This is a genomic window from Variovorax sp. Root411, assembly GCF_001425205.1.
In the GTDB taxonomy this organism is placed as follows: Bacteria; Pseudomonadota; Gammaproteobacteria; order Burkholderiales; family Burkholderiaceae_C; genus Variovorax.
Genome location: NZ_LMDW01000002.1, coordinates 191,525 through 209,909, shown reverse-complemented (window position 1 = coordinate 209,909; position 18,385 = coordinate 191,525). Strand labels below are relative to the sequence as shown.

Here is an 18,385-nt window from a genome sequence, read left to right as displayed (position 1 = left end):
GCACAGCGGCGATCGAAACGTCACGGCTTGTGCAAAGGCCGTTTGCCCCCATCCCGGCCTTCCCCCAGAGGGGGAAGGAGAAAGACCGAAGACCGAGCTCAGTCGAGCTTGTCGCTGTCGAGCTTGAAGTCGCGCGACTGGAAGCCCGAGGCCGTGTTCGGCCCGTACCACTTCACGAAGATCTTCTGCGCCTCGCCCGACTTCTCGAGCTCGCGCAGCGTGTCGTCCACCACCGCCTTCAGGCCGCTCTCGCCCTTCTTGATGCCGATGGCGAGTGCCTCGGTGCTCAGGTTCTGCTTGAGCACCACGTACTGCGCCTTCTGCGGGCCGAGCTTGGCGTAGCTGCGCAGCAGCGCGGCCTCGTCGTCCACATAGCCCACGCCCTTGCCCTGTTGCAGCGCCTGGAAGGCCTGCTGGCTGGTGTCGAAGGTCACGACCTCGACGTTGGGCACGGCCTTGCGGATGTTGGGCTCCTGCGTGCCGCCGCGGATGGTCAGCACCTTCTTGCCGGCGAGCTGCGGCACCTCGGTGATGCCGCTGTCCTTCTTCACGATGGCCTTCTGGCCCGTCACGAAGGTGGTGAGCGAGAAGTCGATCTGCGCTTCGCGCTCCTTGTTGTGCGTGAGGCCGGCGGCCACCAGGTCCACGTGGCCCTGCTGCAGCTCGGGGATGCGCGCGGCCACGGCGATCTGCTTGAGCACAGGCTTCACGCCGATCTTCTTGGCGATGGCGTCGACCAGGTCGACTTCGTAGCCGACGATCTGGCGTGTCTTCGGGTCGACGAAGGTCGCGGGTTCGTCGGTGCCGAGCACGCCGACGACCAGTTCGCCCTTTTTCTTGATGTCGGCCAGCTGGTCGGCATGGGCGACGGTGCCGAGCATGAAGGTGGAGGCGGCGACGGCCGCGGCGAGCAGGGTATGGCGCATGGGTTGTCCTTCTTTCTTCCGGAGGAAATTCAGGGCCGAACCATATCAATAAAGCCTCAGATTATTAAATCCTCAATCGAGATATGCATATGGTCCATGTGCGCGTGCCTCTTGACCGCGAAGGCCATTGGCCGTCGGCAGGCCACGAGTCGGACATCAATACACCTGCCCGCGGCGTGCCAACCATGCGCATTTGTTCACGCATTGCGCATTGCCCCTTGTGGGTGCTACTTTTGACTGCTTTCGGAGTTGATGCACGGACTTACATAATCCAACAAAAATCGGCCCGCATCCGAGAGGCCAGCGTTTCAGGGAGTCCCAATGTCCATTTTCGATGGTGCGCGCTCGCACGATCGCTCTGCGTGCGCGCTTGTCTTGCTGGAGGCGCCCTGATGCGCCGCGTCACCATCCAGACGGCCCTTGGCGATGCCTTGCAATTTCACCAATTGGTCGGCCGCGAGAGCCTGAGCGAAGCCTACAGCTTCGATCTCGATTTGCTGGGCAATCGCAACGATCTCGATCCCAAGGCCCTGCTCGGCAAGAACGCCACGGTGATGGTGCGCACGGAAACCGGCACTCGGTTTTTGGATGGCATCGTCACGAGCTTCGGCCTGTCGCGGGAGGACGCTCGCCAATCCTTCTACAAGATGCGCCTGCGTCCTTGGTTATGGCTCACGACGCGCCGTAGCGACTACCGCATCTTTCAAGATATGACGGTTCCCGAGATCGTCACGGCGGTGCTCGGCCGCTATGGCTACCCGCTGGAGAAGTAGCTCAGCCGAAGCTACCGTAGCTGGCTCTATTGCACACAGTATGGCGGTGAGACGGATTTCGATTTTGTTTCTCGGCTGTGCGAACACGAGGGCATCGGCTACTATTTTTTGCACGAAGCCGACAAACATGTGCTGGTTTTCGCGGACGACATCGCGAGTTCGCACGGTCCCCTGCCCGGTGGCGAAACCGTGCGCTACCACCCGCAAGAATTCGCGGGCATGACGGGCGGCCTGCAGCCCAGCGAGCGCGTCTACGAATGGGTGCAGTCCGAGGAAATCCGCTCGGGCCGCCACTTCCGCCGCCACTACGATTTCGAAAAACCAAAGGCTGATCTTTCCAGCGAACACCGGGCACTGCCCGACCACGATCACGGAAGCTGCGAAATCTACGAATGGCCGGGCGACTTCATCCAGCACGAGGATGGCGAGACTTATGCGCGCATCCGTAATGAGGAAAAGTCGAGCGAACGCAGCCGTGTCACAGGCTGCTCCAACATCCGCGAACTGGCCCCGGGCCACACCATCGTCCTCGCCGACCACCCGCGCGACTCGGAAAACCGCAAGCACCTCCTGTTGAGCGTCGAGTACGAGTTCAAGGAGAACCTCCAGGCCAGCGAAGGCAAAGGCAGCGAAGGCTCCATTCAGCGCTTCGCCTTCGTCGCGCAACCCACGTCCTTGGCATGGCGGCCGGCACGCGCCACGCCAAAGCCTCGTACCCATGGCCCCCAGAGCGCGCTGGTCGTAGGGCCGGCCGGCGAGGAAATCTGGACCGACAAATACGGTCGAATCAAGGTGCATTTTTTCTGGGACCGACTCGACCAGGAAAATGAGCACTCTTCCTGCTGGTTGCGCGTGTCCACCGGCTGGGCCGGCGCCACCTTTGGCATGGCTGCAGTGCCGCGCATCGGGCAAGAGGTCATTGTCGACTTCTTCAATGGCGATCCGGACTTCCCGTTTGTTTCGGGCCGCGTCCACAATGCCGACGAGATGCCGCCATGGGCGTTGCCCGATCAGAAACAGCTCACGGGCATCCGAAGCCGCGAGATCGGCGGCCAGATGTCGAATCACGTCGTTCTCGATGACACGGCCAACAAGGTGCAGGCGCAGATCAAGAGCGACTACGCGAGCAGCAGCCTCAGCCTTGGTCAGATCGGCCGGATCGAGGACACCTCGGGCCGCAAAGACGACCGGGGCGGTGGCGCCGAACTGCGAACCGATGGACATGCCGTTGTACGCGCGGCCAAGGGCATGCTGCTCACCACCGAGGCGCGTCCCAATGCCCAGTTGCACATCACCGACATGGGTGAGACTTTGCTCCGACTCGCCCAGGGCCGTGACCTGCACGAAGGGATGAGCCAGTCGGCACTGGAGGCCAAGGCCCATGAAACGGGGGACCAGGATTCGGTCGCCAAGGCCCTGAAGGAGCAGAACGACGCCATCAAGGGAAGCGGCGGCGACCCCGCACAAGGCCAGTTCCCGGAATTCCAGCAGCCCCACTTGACCCTGGCCAGCCCGGCCGGCATCCAGACCACCACGCAAGGCTCCACGCACATCGTGAGCACCGAGCACAACGCGCTCACCAGCGGCGCCCACACCAGCGTGAGCGCCGGCAAGAGCCTTCTCGTGTCCGCGAAGGATGCGGTGCGCATGTTCGCCTGGAAGGCCGGCGTCCGTCTGATCGCCGGCAACGCGGACGTCGACATCCAGGCCCTGCGCAACGGCATCCACTTGCTGGGCAGGCTCAACATCAAGCTCGAATCGGAGCGCATCACGATCACGGCCAAGGAAGAGGTGCACATCAACGGCGGTGGCAGCTACAGCCGCTGGACCGCCTCGGGCATCGTGCACGGTACCAACGGTCTCTGGCGCGAGCATGCCGCTACCCACAGCCTGGTCGGCCCCGACAGCCGTACGCCCGAGGTGGTGAACCGGGATGTGAGCGCAGCCTTCGACCAGGAAGTCATCTTCCATCACCTCGACGAGAAGAGCACGGCAGCAGCCAGGCAGGTGTTCAGGCTCACTCGCGACGGGGAGCCGGCGCCGCCGCCCGATTCAGCACCGGTCAACGGACAGGCCACCGCCAAGGGCGGCTCCACCACCAGCACCGATAGCACCACGCGGGTGCAGCGCGCCGACGCGCCGGAGTTCTACAAGGTGCGCTGGCTCGGACGGCGCAGGCAAGGAACGAACGCAGGAGGCAGCGCGCAATGGCCATAGAAGGAGAAGACAAAGACCACTGGCTGGATTTCAGCCTGGGCATCGGCGGCTTCGCCGAGGTGGGGGTGGTCACCACGCCCGTGGCCGACAAGCGCAGGGTTCGCGTGCGCGTGCCGCCGGGCAAGCTCATTCCCATCGTGTTCCTGCCGGGCATCATGGGCAGCAACCTGCGCCTGTCCAAGGCGCGTCAGGCATTGCTCAAGCGCAGCGACAACATCGCCTGGCGCCCCGACGATGCTGGAGACGGCTGGAATCGGCGCAACGCCGAGCCGGCCGAGCGCCAGATGCGGCTGGACCCGGACGAAGTGGAAGTGGACCGCTACGAAGTCACCGACAACGGCCCGGCCGGCTACGACGCCACCGGCGATGCGACCGTCAGCTCCGACAAGCGCCACGGCAACGTGCCCGACGACCTGGGCCACATCGGCAAGCTGCTGATCAACGACCCCAAGGCCGATCCGAGCCACCCGCTGGCTGCCAACCGGCAGAGCTTCACGGCCGCGCAGAAGGCCCGCGCGCGCGGCTGGAGCGAGGTGATGTTCAGCGCCTACGGCGACATCATCAAGCGCATGGAAAGCCAGCTCAACGACATGCTGCGCGGCCAGGGCGCGGAAGTGAGGCTTTCTCCGATCTGGGCGGCCGTGGGCAACCGCTTCGGAACCATGCGGCGCGATCGGGCGGCCGTGCGCGACATCGGGGCCGCCGCGCCGGCCATGCGCGATCCCTCGGCCTTCGGCGCCACCGGGGCGCCACCGCTGACCGCTGACGACATCAAGAAGATCGGCAACTGCTGGTACCCCGTGCACGCCTTCGGCTACAACTGGCTCAAGAGCAACGGCGACGAAGCCAAGGCGCTCGCGCCGAAGATCGACAAGCTCGTCCAGACCTACAACGAGAACGGCTTCGACTGCCCGGGCGTGATCCTGGTGACCCACAGCATGGGCGGCATCCTGGCGCGCGCGCTCATCCATCCGGACTACGGCAACATCAAGAGCAAGGTGCTGGGCATCGTGCACGGCGTGATGCCCACCACTGGCGCTGCGGCGGCCTACAAGCGCATGCGCGCGGGCTTCGAGGGGGGCGGCATCAAGGCAGACATCATCCAGGGCGTGCTCGGCGACGATGGCGCGCAAGTGACTGCGGTGCTGGCCAATGCGCAGGGCGGGCTGGAACTGCTGCCCGCGGCGGCCTACGGCACGCAGTGGCTGCATGTGCAGGATCAGGACGGGAAATTCCTTGCACGGTGGCCCCAGGGCAATGCGGTGGACGAGATCTATACGCTGGGGCCTGAGAAATGGTGGCGGCTCATGAATCCGGCGTGGATTGATCCGGCTGGGCAGATGGGGAAACCCAAAGAGGAAGGTGGAAAGACCCAGAAACAAGTTGGCCCGGAAGCGACGATGCGACGTGTCACCAATGCGATGAAATTTGCCAACGCCATCCAGAACACCTTCCATGAGCGAACCTACGCTCACTATGGCAACGATCCGGATCACCAGGCCTGGAACGAGGTGTCTTGGCGCGTGGTCGACGGCGATGCGGCGAAGGCGGGCGACCCGGCGAACTGGACGATGGTGCCCGGCGAGAAGGGCGACAACAAGAAGGGCCTGCTGAAGGTACGCGGCAACCACGGCGTGGAACTCATACTGAAGCTCCAGCCACCCCTTGCCGCGGCCGACGGCACGGTGCCGGTAGAGCGCAGTGCGAGCAAGGTGAAAGCCAAGGTCAAGTTCATCCAGCGCGGCTACGACCACCAGGACAGCTACAAGAGCCCGGACTCCGGTGCCTCGACGCTGTACGGCATCGTGCGCATCGCCAATGAATTCGACCCGCCGTGGTGGGACAAGAAAGACTGAAGCGCCTTCACTTCAACCATGACCAAGGAAGCATTCCGATGACGAACCCTCGCATTGAACGGCTGTTCGAGCACACCAAGCTGCTGTGCTTCGGGCGCTATGTATTGACGGCCCCCGTGGACTCGCGACTGGCCTTCGGGCGAGACTTCCCGACCCTGCCCAATCAGGCCAAGGACATCGAGAAGGTGATGGAGGCCGAGCGAGCGAAGATATTGAAGGCAGACAGAACTGCGGAGATTACCTATTTTGGGAAGGGGCCTGCACCGAATATGTGGTTAATTCGATCCTTTGAGGATGACACCTCTAAGAAGCTCGGGCTGGAGGGATTCGATGTTTACTACATCGTAGGACCGCACATCTTTGTTGGAGGGGATACGACTGCAAAAAGCTCAAACACAACTGCCGATTCAATCCTTCTGCGAACCGTTGATGTTGCAAAGAACTTGCGCCCTCGTGAACCCGACGAAGTGCCCACCGAACAGGGGCTGTGCCACGAATTCGGATTCCGGCGGCTGGATGGTTCCAAGGGCAACGTGCTGACGCAGGTTGGTCTTCACATGGCGGCATTGCCCGACGTGGTGTTCAGCGTCCAGAGCAACCAGACCCTCAACGCCAACTTCCCCGGCAATAGCGACGGCCTGCTCAAGCTCATCGCCGACCGCAAGCGCGAGGCGGGCAGCAGCTACCCCAAGCTCACGACCTTGCGCGAGGGCAGGAAGAAGGTCCATGGCTGGGACGGCGAGGAGTCGCTGGTGCGCCGCCCCGACGGCACGCAGGACTTCGAGTGGATGTTCATCGGCGAGAACGGCGGCAGCGTCGCGCGTCCCGGCAACCTGAGCGTGGCGATGCGCACCAAGGTCGAGGCCGACCGCATCGGCGCGGCCAAGGCCTCCTCGCTCAGCGACGAAGAGGCCATCGCGCTGTGGGACAGGTTGCTCGATGGCCTGAAGTTCCGCGTGGCGGTGCCCGGCGCGCCCGCCGACGCGGTGGCGATCAAATGAGGAAATCAGCAATGACATCGAACCAACATCCAACACGGCGCCAGGCGCTGCAACGAGCCGCAGGCATCCTGGCGATGGCGGCCTTGCCGCTTCCCGCGCCTGCGCGGCTCCAGGCCCCCATCGAGCCATCAGCCAATGTGCTGTGGAAGCCCATGGACGATACCTCGTGCTTTGGGGCCCCATTCGAGGAGCGCATCACCGATGACGAACCCTCGCATTGAACGGCTGTTCGAACGCACCAAGCTGCTGTGTTTCGGGCGCTATGTATTGACGGCGCCCGTGGACTCGCGCCTGGCCTTCGGGCGGGACTTCCCGACTTTGCCCAACCAGGCCAAGGACATCGAGAAGGTGATGAAGGCCGAGCGGGCAAAGATCTTGAAGGCAAGAAACACCGCCGAGATCACCTACTTCGGCAAGGGGCCGGCTCCGGATACGTGGCTGATTCGATCCTACAAAAGCGTATCGGCCAAAGAACTGGAATTGGAAGGATTTCGTATTTATCACGTTGTGGGGCGGCACATTTTTGTGAACAGCAGGGGGACGGACAACGGAGCGACCGCGGAATCCATTCTTCGAGACACGGTTGAAATCGCTCGGGATCTGCGCCCTCGTGACCCCGACGAAGTGCCCACCGACCAAGGGCTGTGCCACGAATTCGGATTCCGGCGGCTGGATGGCGCCAAGGGCAACGTGCTGACCCAAGTCGGCCTGCACATGGCAGCCTTGCCCGACGTGGTGTTCAGCGTCCAGAGCAACCAGACCCTCAACGCCAACTTCCCCGGCAACAGCGACGGCCTGCTCAAGCTCATCGCCGACCGCAAGCGCGAGGCGGGCAGCAACTACCCCAAGCTCACGACCTTGCGCGAGGGAAAGAAGAAGATCCACGGCTGGGACGGCGAGGAATCGCTGGTGCGACGCCCCGACGGCACGCAGGACTTTGAGTGGATGTTCATCGGCGAAAACGGCGGCAGCGTCGCGCGTCCCGGCAACCTGAGCGTGACGATGCGCACCAAGGTCGAGGCCGACCGCATCGGCGCGGCCAAGGCCTCCTCGCTCAACGACGAGGAAGCCATCGCACTGTGGGACAGGCTGCTCGAAGGCCTGAAGTTCCGCGTGGCCGTGCCGGGCGCGCCCGCCGACGCCGTGGCGATCAGGTGAGGAAATCAGCGATGACTTCGAACCAACATTCAACACGGCGCCAGGCGCTGCAACGAACCGCAGGCGCCCTGGCGATGGCAGCCTTGCCGGTTCCTGCGCTCGCGCGATCCCAGGCCTTTGCCGGACCCGCCAGGCCATCGGCCAATGTGCTGTGGAAGCCCGCGGACGATGTCCCGCGCATTGGGGCCTCGTCCGACGATCGGTTCACGCCAGTTGCTGGCTCATAAGTTCTCTCAACAATCATGAATTCCAAGCAGATCATCACCGACCACGATCTCTGGCGCAAAGGCACGGGAGGCGCACCCGCAGGGCTGGTGGGGCAGGCCGACAGCTTCGCCTATGCCGGCCTCGATCTCGACCTGGCTCAGTTCGTCGATTCCACGTTCAATAGCAGCAACTTCGCAAACACGACGTTCAGGCAGGCCGTGTGGCGGTCCTGCCGATTCACGGGCTGCAGGTTCAGCAACTGCGATTTCGATGGCATCGCCATCGCGGACTGCACCTTCATCGACTGCACGCTCGCGCAATCCGGATTCGCGCGCAGCCGGCTCGCCGGGACCCGGTTCGAGCAATGCCGGTGGAACGGGTTGAGCTTCGATCAAAGCGAATGGAATGGCGTCCAGGTGCTTCGGTGTACAGGCACTCTCGTGAAGGCGGTCGGGCTTCAAGGACAGAGGGTGGATTTCACGGACAGCAACTTCGAACAACTGGAGTTCAGCGGGGCCAATATCAATTGACTCGGATGCTCTTCATGGCGTGTTGCATCTGATCGCAACCAGACTCTCCAGGTAGATTCCCGCCACGCAAACGGTATGTGAGTGCACAAGCGGTGATTTCCTTCGGGCGAGCCAAGAACATGGATGGCTTTGACGCACTTCAGCAGCAAGCTGTTGTTCCGAGTCAATTTCTCGCGGAGATTCTGGCGATTTGTCGCGACGCGCTTCAGTCGACAGGGCGGGTAAATTCGCAGGCTCCCACTACATCCCATCTCCAGCGAGCTCTTCATGATCATCAAACCCCGCGTGCGCGGCTTCATCTGCGTCACGACCCATCCCACCGGCTGCGAAGCCAACGTCAGGCAGCAGATCGACTACGTCAAGGCCCAGGGCCCCATCGCGGGCGGTCCGAAAAGGGTGCTGGTGATCGGCGCATCGACGGGCTATGGCCTGGCCGCGCGCATCACGGCGGCCTTCGGCTGCGGCGCCGACACGCTCGGCGTGTTCTTCGAGCGCGCGGGCAGCGAGACCAAGCCCGGCTCGCCCGGCTGGTACAACACCGCCGCCTTCCATCGCGCCGCGGCTGCAGAAGGCCGCTATGCGAAGAGCATCAACGGCGACGGTTTTTCCGATGCGGCGAAGCAGCAGGCCATCGACACGATCCGCGCGGACCTCGGCCAGGTCGACCTCGTCGTCTACAGCCTGGCCGCGCCGCGCCGCATGCACCCGAAGACGGGCCAGGTCTTCAACTCGGTGCTCAAGCCGGTCGGCAAGGCGGTGAACCTGCGCGGCCTCGACACCGACAACGAGACCATCAAGGAAACGGTGCTCGAAGCCGCGACGCAGGAAGAAATCGACAACACCGTGGCCGTGATGGGCGGCGAAGACTGGCAGATGTGGATCGACGCGCTGCAGCAATCCGGTGTGCTGGCCGACGGCGCGAAGACCACGGCCTTCACCTACCTGGGCGAGCAGATCACGCACGACATCTACTGGAACGGCTCCATCGGCGCCGCCAAGAAGGACCTCGACCAGAAGGTGCTGGGCATTCGCGCACAACTGGCCGCCAAGGGCGGCGACGCGCGCGTGTCGGTGCTGAAGGCGGTGGTCACGCAGGCCAGCTCGGCCATTCCGATGATGCCGCTGTACCTGTCGCTGCTGTTCAAGGTGATGAAGGCGCAGGGCACGCACGAGGGCTGCATCGAGCAGGTGCACGGGCTCTTTGCCGAGAGTCTCTACGGCAGCGCGCCGCACCTCGACGAGGAAGGCCGCCTGCGCGCGGACTACAAGGAGCTGGCGCCGCAGGTGCAGTCGCTGGTGCAGGCGCAGTGGTCCAAGGTGACCAACGACAACCTGTACGAGCTCACCGATTTCGCGGGCTACAAGACCGAGTTCCTGCGTCTCTTCGGCTTCGCGGTGGAGGGCGTGGACTACGAGGCCGACGTGAACCCGGATGTGGACATTCCGGGCCTCGTCCAGCTCTAGGATGCGCCCGGAGGGATACTCCCGCCCATGCAGATTCAAGAAAAGCCGCCCGCCGGCACGCCGTTCGACTGGATCGGCGGCGAACCGAAGGTGGAGGCGCTGGTCGAGCGCTTCTACGACCTGATGGAGCTCGAGCCGGCCTATGCGCAGTTGCGCGCCGTGCACGGCACCAGCCTCGACAACGCACGCCAGCGCCTGTTCTGGTTCCTCTGCGGCTGGCTCGGCGGGCCGCAGCACTACACCGACCGCTTCGGCCATCCGATGCTGCGTGCGCGCCACCTGCCGCAGAGCATCGGCGGCCACAGCATCGGCATCAAGGAGCGCGACCAGTGGCTGGCGTGCATGGACCAGGCGATGGGCGAGACGGGCGTGCCCGAGGACTTGCGTGCGCGTCTGCGCGACTCCTTTTTCAAAACCGCCGACTGGATGCGCAACCGCGGCGAGTGACCGACCCCACAACGATTCCGAAAGACGTTTCTCTCATCATGAATTCCATCGTCATCATCGGCGGCGGCCACGCCGCGGCCCAGCTCTGCGCCGGCCTGGCTGAAGCCGGGCAGGGCGCGCGCGTGCACCTGGTCTGCGAGGAGGCCTGCGAGCCGTACCACCGCCCCCCGCTGTCCAAGGCCTTCCTCAAGAGCGCCGAGGAAACCACGCAGCCGCACAAGGCCGTCGACTGGTACCGCGAGGCGGGCATCACGCTGCACCTGGGCGACGCCGCCGTGGCGATTGACCGCGAGGCGCGCACCGTCAGGCTGCGTTCGGGCGCGGTGCTGCCGTGGGAGCGCCTGGTGCTGGCCACCGGCACGCGCGCACGCCAGATGCCCGACCTGAAACCGGGCCTCGAGAACGTCGCGAGCCTGCGTGCCGCCGTTGAAGCACACCGCCTGCGCGAGCGGCTCGCATCGGCCGAGAAGGTGACCGTGCTCGGCGGCGGCTTCATCGGGCTCGAAGTGGCGGCCACCGCCAAGGCACTCGGCAAGTCGGTGCAGGTGATCGAAAGCGCGCCGCGGCTGCTGGGCCGTGCCGTCTCGCCGGAGCTGTCGGCGCATGTGCTCGCCACGCACCGCGCGGCCGGCATCGACATCGTGCTCGGCGCGCGGACGGGCGCGTTCGAAGTCGAAGGCGACCGGCTGGTGTCGATCCAGGTCAACGGCGTGAAGCAGCCGGTCGACCTGCTGCTGCTCGGAATCGGCGCGGTGCCTGAGACCGCGCTCGCACAGGCGGCCGGTATCGAATGCGCCGACGGCATCGTGGTCGACGGCCACATGCAGACCAGCGCGGCCGGCGTGCTCGCGGTGGGCGACTGCACGCGCTTTCCCGACCGCCGCGCGGGCCGCGCGCTGCGGCTCGAGTCGGTGCAGAACGCCAACGACCAGGCGCGCACGGCCGTGGCCACGCTGACCGGCGCGGCGCGCGCGCACGACGTGGTCGCGTGGTTCTGGTCCGACCAGGGCGGCATGCGCCTGCAGATGGCGGGCTTGATGCCGGCCGAAGGCACGCCGGGCCTCGCCAGCATGCGCCGCGCGGGGCCGAAGCCCGATGCGTTCTCGCTGTTCCACTACGTCGATGGGCAGCTCGTGTGCGTGGAGTCGGTGAACGCGCCGGTCGACCACATGATGAGCCGCAAGCTGCTCGAAGCGGGCCGCAGCCCGGATGCTGCGGCGGTGGCGGATGTGGCGGTTCCGTTGAAGAATCACTTGGCATAAGCAGGCTGCGTGTCTTGCTCCCTCCCCCGCTGGGGGAGGGTAGGGGTGGGGCACGACGGCGGTGGATGAGGCGGGGCTTGTGCAAAGGCTGCGAGCCCCCATCCCAGCCTTCCCCCGGGAGGGGAAGGAGCAAGACGAAAGCGTCAGCGCCGCGCGGGCGCCAGCAGAACCACCAAGGCCCCGGCCCCGCCTTCGGCTGGCTTGGCCTGCACGAACGCGATCACTTCGTTCTTCTGGATCAGCCAGCGCTGCGCCTTGGTCTTCAGCACCGGCTGCCTGCCCGGTGAACCCAGGCCCTTGCCGTGCACCACGCGCACGCAGCGCAGCCCCTGCTTGTAGGCATTGCGGATGAAGCCACCGAGCGCCTCGCGCGCCTCGTCGCTGCGCAGCCCGTGCAGGTCGACTTGCCCCTGGATCGCCCATTCGCCCTTGCGCAGCCGCGCCGTCACGTCGGTGCCGATGCCGGGCCGTCGGAAGCTCATGGCGTCGTCCACGTCGAGCAGCGTGGTCACGTCGAACTCGTCGGAGAGCGACTCGCGCAGCACGCGCTGCTCGTCGAGCTGGTGCTGCACCGGAATCGGTGCCGGCGGCTGCGGCGCAAGCGGCACCGAGGTCTTGCGGCGCAGCGGCTCGGTGTCGCCGATGGCGCGGGCAAAGAGGTCTTTCTCGGCGGCGAGCTTGCGTTCGGCCGCGGCCTTTGCGGCCGCCTCGGCGGCTTCGCGCTCGCGGGTTTCGGCGAGCGTGCGCTGCACCTGCTTGAGGTCGGCGAGGTTCTTGAGAGACGGAGCGCGTGCGGCCATCAGAGCACGCCCTTCTCGGCCATCGAGAAGCTCTGTCCGGGGCTCACGATGATGTGGTCGAGCACCCGCACGTCCACCAGCGCCAGCGCGGCGCGCAGCGTCTGCGTGAGCGACTCGTCGGCGCGCGAGGGCTCGATGTTGCCGCTGGGGTGGTTGTGCGCCAGCACCACGGCCGCGGCCTGGTGGTGGATGGCGCGCGTGACGACCTCGCGTGGATAGACGCTGGTCTGCGTGAGCGTGCCGCGGAACATTTCCTCCAGCGCGATCATGCGGTGCTGCACGTCGAGGAACACGACCGCGAACACTTCGTAGGGGCGCGAGCCGATGTGCAGCTGCAGGTACTGCTTGACCGCGTCGGGCGAGTCGAACACCGTGCGCTCCATGAGCCTTTCGCCCATGGCGCGGCGCGCCAGTTCGAGCACCGCGATCAGTTCGGAGCGCTTGGCGCTGCCGCCCATGCCCTTGATGGTCTTGAGCTCCTCGGCGCCGGTGTGCAGCAGGCCCGAGAGGCCGCCGAAGCGCTCGAGCAGCTGCTGCGCCAGCTGCAGCACGTTCATGCCCGCCACTCCGGTGCGCAGCAGCAGGGCCAGCAGCTCGGCGTCGGCCAGCGCGGATGCCCCTCGCGAGATGAGTTTTTCGCGGGGACGGGCGTCGAGAGGGAGATCCTTGAATGCCATGAAACCCTGGGGTGAAACCTTGGCGGAGCCGGGTGAAGCCCCGGTCCTTAAAATGAGGCCCAGTTTATCGGGACACCTACCTTGTCTTTGCCCACCTCCGCTGCCCCCATGTCCCAAATCGTGACTTCCGGCTCCTTCCTGACCCTGCATTACCGGCTGGCCGGCCCGGCGGGCGACATCATCAACACCTTCGCCGACAAGCCCGCGACCCTGTCGCTCGGCACCGGCGAGCTTTCTCCGGCCGTGGAGCAGCGCCTGATGGGCCTGGAAGAGGGCACGCACGCCACCTTCGAGCTGCCCGCCGGCGAGGCCTTCGGCGAGCGCAACCCCGACATGCAGCAGTGGGTGGCCAGGAAGCTGCTCGCTCAGATGGGCGACCCCGACGAGCAATACGCTACCGGCGACGTCGTGCAGTTCCCCACGCCCGACGGCACGGGCAGCTACGCGGGCGCGGTGATCGAATCGAACGAAACCGCGGTGCGCTTCGATTTCAACCATCCGCTGGCCGGCCAGCCCGTCACCTTCGAAGTGAAGCTGATCGGCGTGCTGTGATGATGCCCCCACGCTCATCGCTTCGCGTATCGCTGCCCCCCGAGGGGGCGCGTGCCTCCTTTGGGGCGGCCCGGCAGGAGGCACCATGAACCCCGACATCTCGGAAGTCATCCTTGCCGAACCGCGCGGTTTCTGTGCGGGTGTCGACCGCGCCATCGAGATCGTCGAGCGCGCCCTTGCCAAGTTCGGCGCACCGATCTACGTGCGCCACGAGATCGTGCACAACACCTACGTGGTGAACGAGCTCAAGGCCAAGGGCGCGATCTTCATTGAGGAACTGTCCGACGTGCCGCCCGGCGCCACGCTGGTGTTCAGCGCGCACGGCGTGAGCAAGGCGGTGGAGCAGGAGGCGCGCGACCGCGGCTTCTCGATCTTCGACGCCACCTGCCCGCTGGTGACCAAGGTGCACGTCGAGGTCGCCAAGCTCGCGAAGGAGGGCTTCGAGTTCATCATGATCGGCCACAAGGGGCATCCCGAGGTCGAGGGCACGATGGGCCAGCTCAGCAGCGGCATTCACCTCGTCGAAGACGTGGAAGACGTGGCGACGGTCGCGCCCTTGCAGACCGAAAAGCTCGCAGTGGTCACGCAGACCACGCTGAGCGTGGACGACGCGGCCGAGATCGCCGCCGCCGTGCGCACGCGCTTTCCGGCCGTGCGAGAGCCCAAGCAGCAGGACATCTGCTACGCCACCCAGAACCGCCAGGACGCGGTGAAGATCATGAGCCCGCAGGTCGACCTCGTGATCGTGGTCGGCAGCCCCACCAGCTCCAACAGCAATCGGCTGCGCGAACTGGCGCAGCGGCTGGGCACCGAGAGCTACATGGTCGATTCGGCTGAAGAGCTCAAGCCCGAGTGGTTCGAGGGCAAGACGCGCATCGGCCTCACCGCCGGCGCCTCGGCTCCCGAGGTGCTGGTGCGCGAGGTGATCGAGCGCGTGCGCGCGTTCGGCGCGGTGTCGGTCCGCAAGATGGACGGCATCGAGGAGACCATCAAGTTTCCGCTGCCCAAGGGCCTCAAGCTCGACGACATTCCGCCTCCAGGACATATCTCTTGAACGACAAGAAAACCATCGATTGGCGCTCTGAAATAGATGGCGCCTCCCGCAGGCTGGCCGAGCGTGCCGGCCACTTCCTGCGCGAAACCCCGCTATGGAAGCTGCCGGCGGCCGCCTTCGGCGTCGCGGCGCCGGGCGCCGAGATCTGGCTGAAGCTCGAGCACATGCAGGTCAGCGGCAGCTTCAAGGCGCGCGGCATGATGAACCGGCTGCTGGCCAACGACATTCCGGAAAGCGGCGTGGTCGTGGCCTCGGGCGGCAATGCGGGCATTGCCACGGCGGCCGCGGCGCGGGCCTTGGGCGTGCCTTGCCAGGTGTTCCTGCCGGGCGTGTCGCCCGAAGCCAAGCGCGCGCGGCTGCGTGCGCTAGGCGCGGAAGTGCTCGTCGTCGGCGAGCTATACCCCGATGCACTGGCCGCCTGCCTGACGCGCCAGAAAGAATCCGGCGCCTTGCTCACCCATGCCTACGACCAGCCCGAAGTGGTGGCCGGCGCGGGCACGCTCGGCCGCGAGATCGAGCTGCAGGGCGGCCTGCCCGATGCGGTGCTCGTGAGCGTCGGCGGCGGCGGCCTGATCGGCGGCCTCGCCGGCTGGTTCGAGCAGCGCGCCCGCGTGGTGGCGCTCGAACCCGAAAAGGCGCCCACGCTGTTTCGCGCTCGCGAGGCCGGCGAGCCGGTCGACGTGGAGGTCGGCGGCATCGCGGCCGATTCGCTCGGGGCGCGCCGCATCGGCGCCATTTCCTGGGAGATCACGCAACAGCAGGTGCAGCACGCGCTGCTGCTGTCCGATGAATCCATCCGCGCCGCCCAGCAGTGGCTGTGGAAAGAGCTGAAGCTGGCGGTGGAGCCGGCCGCCGCGCTGCCGCTGGCTGCGCTGCAGACCGGCGTTTACGCGCCGCGCGCGGGCGAGAGGGTCTGCCTGATCGTCTGCGGGGCGAATGTCGATCCCGCGACGGTCGCCTGAGAGTCGAAGGCGGCCACCGCCGGGCCGCCCCAAGGCGAGCCGGGCCTCCCCCTTGGGGGGGGCGAATTACACGGAGCGAAGCGCAGTGAAAAGCCGGGGGGCCTTCATTTTTCGCAGTTCACCATCCACGCCACGCCGAATTTGTCGGTCAGCATGCCGAAGCCCTTGGCCCAGAACTGCGGGCCGTAGGGCATCGTGACCTTGCCGCCTTCGGCCAGCGCGTCGAACAGCTTCTTGCCCTCATCCACGTTGTCGGCCTGCACCGACAGCGAGAAGCCCTTGTAGCCCTCGAAGGGCCACTCCGGCGGCGCATCCGAGGCCATCAGCTTGTGGCCGCGGGCCTCGAGCGTGGCGTGCATGATCTTGTCCTTGTAGCCGGCCGGGGTCTGGGCACCCATCGGGCTCTCGCCGAAGGTCATGCTGAAGGCGACCTTGCCGTCCAGCGCCTTGGCATAGAAGGCGAGCGCTTCGGCGGCATTGCCGTTGAATGTCAGATAGGCTTCCATCGTTTTTCCCTTCGAGGTGGGTGAGTGGGACCGCGATGCTACGCCCACCTAAAATCCCCCCATGCTTGACATCACCCTGCTCCGCAAAGACCTGGCCTCCGCCGTGGCCGGCCTCGAAAAACGCAAGAAGAACCAGCCGTACCTCGATGTGCCGGCGTTCACCGCGCTCGAGGCCGAGCGCAAGACGCTGCAAACCCGCACCGAGGAAATCCAGGCGCGCCGCAACACGCTGAACAAGCAGATCGGCCCGCTCAAGGCCAAGGGCGAATCGGTCGATGCGCTCATGGTCGAAGTCAACGCGCTCAAGGCCGAGCAGGAATCGCAGTCCAAGCGCCTCGAAGAAATCCAGCCCGAACTGCACGCGCTGCTGCTCGCCGTGCCCAACCTGCCGCACGCCAGCGTGCCGCTGGGCGAAGACGAGGCCGGCAACGTCGAGATGCGCCGCTGGGCCCCGAAGGGTGGCGCCGGCGCCAATGCCACGCCGCTGGCCTTCGCGCCCAAGGACCACGTCGACCTCGGCGCGCCGCTGGGCCTCGATTTCGAAATGGGTGCCAAGCTCTCGGGCTCGCGCTTCACCGTCATGAAGGGCCCGATCGCCCGCCTGCACCGCGCGCTCGCGCAATTCATGGTCGACCTGCAGACCGAACAGCACGGCTACACCGAGTGCTACGTGCCCTACGTGGTCAACGCGGCCACGCTCAGCGGCACCGGCCAGCTGCCCAAGTTCGAAGGCGACCTGTTCGCCGCGAAGAAGGGCGGCCAGGACGGCGAGCCTGCGCCCGACCATTCGGCGCTGTACCTCATTCCGACCAGCGAAGTGCCGCTGACCAACTTCGTGCGCGACGAGGTCGTGCCCGAGGCGCAGTTGCCCATCAAGCTCACGGCCCACACGCCTTGCTTCCGCTCCGAAGCCGGCAGCGCGGGCCGCGACACGCGCGGCATGATCCGCCAGCACCAGTTCGACAAAGTCGAGATGGTGCAGATCGTGCACCCGGAGAAGAGCTACGACGCGCTCGAGCAGATGACCGGCCACGCCGAAGCCGTGCTGCAGGCGCTGGAGCTGCCGTATCGCGTGGTGCTGCTGTGCACCGGCGACATGGGCTTCGGTGCCACCAAAACCTACGACCTCGAGGTGTGGCTGCCCGCGCAGGACACCTACCGCGAGATCAGCTCGGTCTCGAACTGCGAAGCCTTCCAGGCGCGCCGTTTGCAGGCCCGTTTCAAGAACGCGCAGGGCAAGAACGAACTCGTGCACACCCTCAACGGCTCCGGCCTCGCGGTGGGCCGCGCGCTGGTCGCCGTGCTGGAGAATCATCAAAACGAAGACGGCTCCATCAACGTGCCTGCGGCGTTGCGTCCGTACCTCGGCGGGCTTGAAGTTTTGCGTGGCTGAGCCCAAGGCTTCAAAAAGCGCAATTTCCTCCGCTATAATCTGAGGCTCGACAGCACCGGAGAGGTGGCAGAGTGGTCGAATGTACCTGACTCGAAATCAGGCGTACTAGCGATAGTACCGAGGGTTCGAATCCCTCCCTCTCCTCCAGAAATGATCCCGTAGTAGGCCGCCAACGGCCGGGAATCACCAGCCAGGCCCCGCTAGACGGGGCTTTTTTGTGCGCGGTTGTCCGGCAACGTCTTTTGACAGCCGGTCCAAATCGGGGGGCAGTTGCGGACATGAACCGCGATTCGCGCGGGTCTTGCTCAGAAATGCCCCCAGATGTCGCTCACTGACATCGCCTGCAAGAACGCGAAATGCGCTGACGGCCGTGCGTACCAACGCTTCGCCGACAGCGGCGGCCTATACCTCGAGGTGACTGCCACGGGCAGCAAGCTCTGGCGCTGGAAGTACAGCGTCAACGTCAAGGAGAAACGGCTGGCAGTCGGCGTCTATCCCGAAGTGACCCTGGCGCAGGCCCGGCGTGCTCGCGATGATGCTCCCCTCGTGTTGAAGGGCTGCACAGACCAAAACTGACGCGAAGCTCAGCGCGTGCATCAG

The 18,385-nt window shown here is 65.6% G+C and carries 17 protein-coding genes, 1 tRNA gene and 1 pseudogene; 15 read left to right on the top strand and 4 right to left on the bottom strand.

What is annotated here, in order from left to right; genetic code table 11:
- Positions 1–98 precede the first annotated feature (98 nt).
- Positions 99–926: an ABC transporter substrate-binding protein gene (locus ASC92_RS07060; protein ID WP_056512396.1), complete on the bottom strand. Its 828-nt coding sequence runs from the start codon at positions 924–926 to the stop codon at positions 99–101.
- A gap of 389 nt (positions 927–1,315) precedes the next feature.
- Here ASC92_RS07060 and ASC92_RS07055 point away from each other — a divergent pair.
- The 9 genes and pseudogenes from ASC92_RS07055 to ASC92_RS07020 all read left to right on the top strand — a co-directional run bounded on the left by ASC92_RS07055 (position 1,316) and on the right by ASC92_RS07020 (position 11,841).
- A pseudogene (locus tag ASC92_RS07055) lies at positions 1,316–3,916 on the top strand (type VI secretion system Vgr family protein).
- Entirely contained in the window at positions 3,907–5,772 is a 1,866-nt protein-coding gene (locus tag ASC92_RS07050; protein ID WP_056512392.1) for an esterase/lipase family protein, read from the top strand. Before ASC92_RS07055 ends, ASC92_RS07050 begins: the two are co-directional and overlap by 10 nt.
- A gap of 38 nt (positions 5,773–5,810) precedes the next feature.
- A complete protein-coding gene (locus ASC92_RS07045; RefSeq protein WP_056512389.1) occupies positions 5,811–6,773 on the top strand; it encodes a T6SS immunity protein Tli4 family protein in 963 nt (320 codons plus the stop codon).
- Positions 6,774–6,784: 11 nt separating this feature from the next.
- Positions 6,785–6,994, top strand: a complete 210-nt coding sequence (locus ASC92_RS28510; RefSeq protein WP_157609001.1) for a hypothetical protein — start codon at positions 6,785–6,787, stop codon at positions 6,992–6,994.
- 58 nt (positions 6,995–7,052) lie between these two features.
- Complete coding sequence (locus ASC92_RS07040) at positions 7,053–7,931, top strand: T6SS immunity protein Tli4 family protein (RefSeq protein ID WP_235505718.1); 879 nt, start codon at positions 7,053–7,055, stop codon at positions 7,929–7,931.
- A 242-nt stretch (positions 7,932–8,173) separates the two neighbouring features.
- Positions 8,174–8,668: a pentapeptide repeat-containing protein gene (locus tag ASC92_RS07035; protein WP_056512384.1), complete on the top strand. Its 495-nt coding sequence runs from the start codon at positions 8,174–8,176 to the stop codon at positions 8,666–8,668.
- A 267-nt stretch (positions 8,669–8,935) separates the two neighbouring features.
- A complete protein-coding gene (gene fabV / locus ASC92_RS07030; protein WP_056512382.1) occupies positions 8,936–10,132 on the top strand; it encodes an enoyl-ACP reductase FabV in 1,197 nt (398 codons plus the stop codon).
- A 27-nt stretch (positions 10,133–10,159) separates the two neighbouring features.
- Positions 10,160–10,579 (top strand): group II truncated hemoglobin, encoded by a 420-nt coding sequence (locus ASC92_RS07025; RefSeq protein ID WP_056512379.1) that lies wholly within the window; start codon positions 10,160–10,162, stop codon positions 10,577–10,579.
- 38 nt (positions 10,580–10,617) lie between these two features.
- Positions 10,618–11,841 carry an NAD(P)/FAD-dependent oxidoreductase gene (locus tag ASC92_RS07020; RefSeq protein ID WP_056512376.1) on the top strand — a complete coding sequence of 408 codons (1,224 nt, stop codon included), beginning with the start codon at positions 10,618–10,620 and terminating at the stop codon, positions 11,839–11,841.
- A gap of 143 nt (positions 11,842–11,984) precedes the next feature.
- Here ASC92_RS07020 and ASC92_RS07015 read toward each other — a convergent pair whose 3' ends face one another.
- Both ASC92_RS07015 and radC read right to left on the bottom strand, forming a co-directional pair.
- Complete coding sequence (locus tag ASC92_RS07015; RefSeq protein ID WP_056512373.1) at positions 11,985–12,641, bottom strand: Smr/MutS family protein; 657 nt, start codon at positions 12,639–12,641, stop codon at positions 11,985–11,987.
- Positions 12,641–13,318 (bottom strand): RadC family protein, encoded by a 678-nt coding sequence (radC, locus tag ASC92_RS07010; protein WP_056512371.1) that lies wholly within the window; start codon positions 13,316–13,318, stop codon positions 12,641–12,643. Before radC ends, ASC92_RS07015 begins: the two co-directional genes overlap by 1 nt.
- Positions 13,319–13,426: 108 nt before the next feature.
- Here radC and ASC92_RS07005 point away from each other — a divergent pair, with 108 nt between their 5' ends.
- From ASC92_RS07005 to ASC92_RS06995, 3 genes are all read left to right on the top strand, one after another.
- Complete coding sequence (locus tag ASC92_RS07005) at positions 13,427–13,870, top strand: FKBP-type peptidyl-prolyl cis-trans isomerase (protein WP_056512829.1); 444 nt, start codon at positions 13,427–13,429, stop codon at positions 13,868–13,870.
- A gap of 85 nt (positions 13,871–13,955) precedes the next feature.
- Entirely contained in the window at positions 13,956–14,924 is a 969-nt protein-coding gene (gene ispH / locus ASC92_RS07000; protein ID WP_056512370.1) for a 4-hydroxy-3-methylbut-2-enyl diphosphate reductase, read from the top strand.
- Positions 14,921–15,886: a threonine/serine dehydratase gene (locus ASC92_RS06995; RefSeq protein ID WP_056512367.1), complete on the top strand. Its 966-nt coding sequence runs from the start codon at positions 14,921–14,923 to the stop codon at positions 15,884–15,886. The genes ispH and ASC92_RS06995 overlap by 4 nt, the downstream gene beginning before the upstream one ends.
- 104 nt (positions 15,887–15,990) lie before the next feature.
- Here ASC92_RS06995 and ASC92_RS06990 read toward each other — a convergent pair whose 3' ends face one another.
- A complete protein-coding gene (locus ASC92_RS06990) occupies positions 15,991–16,392 on the bottom strand; it encodes a VOC family protein (RefSeq protein WP_056512364.1) in 402 nt (133 codons plus the stop codon).
- A gap of 61 nt (positions 16,393–16,453) precedes the next feature.
- Here ASC92_RS06990 and serS point away from each other — a divergent pair, with 61 nt between their 5' ends.
- The 3 genes from serS to ASC92_RS06975 all read left to right on the top strand — a co-directional run bounded on the left by serS (position 16,454) and on the right by ASC92_RS06975 (position 18,361).
- Entirely contained in the window at positions 16,454–17,785 is a 1,332-nt protein-coding gene (gene serS / locus ASC92_RS06985; protein ID WP_056512361.1) for a serine--tRNA ligase, read from the top strand.
- A 57-nt stretch (positions 17,786–17,842) separates the two neighbouring features.
- A tRNA-Ser gene (locus ASC92_RS06980) sits at positions 17,843–17,932 on the top strand.
- A 174-nt stretch (positions 17,933–18,106) separates the two neighbouring features.
- Complete coding sequence (locus ASC92_RS06975) at positions 18,107–18,361, top strand: Arm DNA-binding domain-containing protein (RefSeq protein WP_056512358.1); 255 nt, start codon at positions 18,107–18,109, stop codon at positions 18,359–18,361.
- Positions 18,362–18,385: the final 24 nt, after the last annotated feature.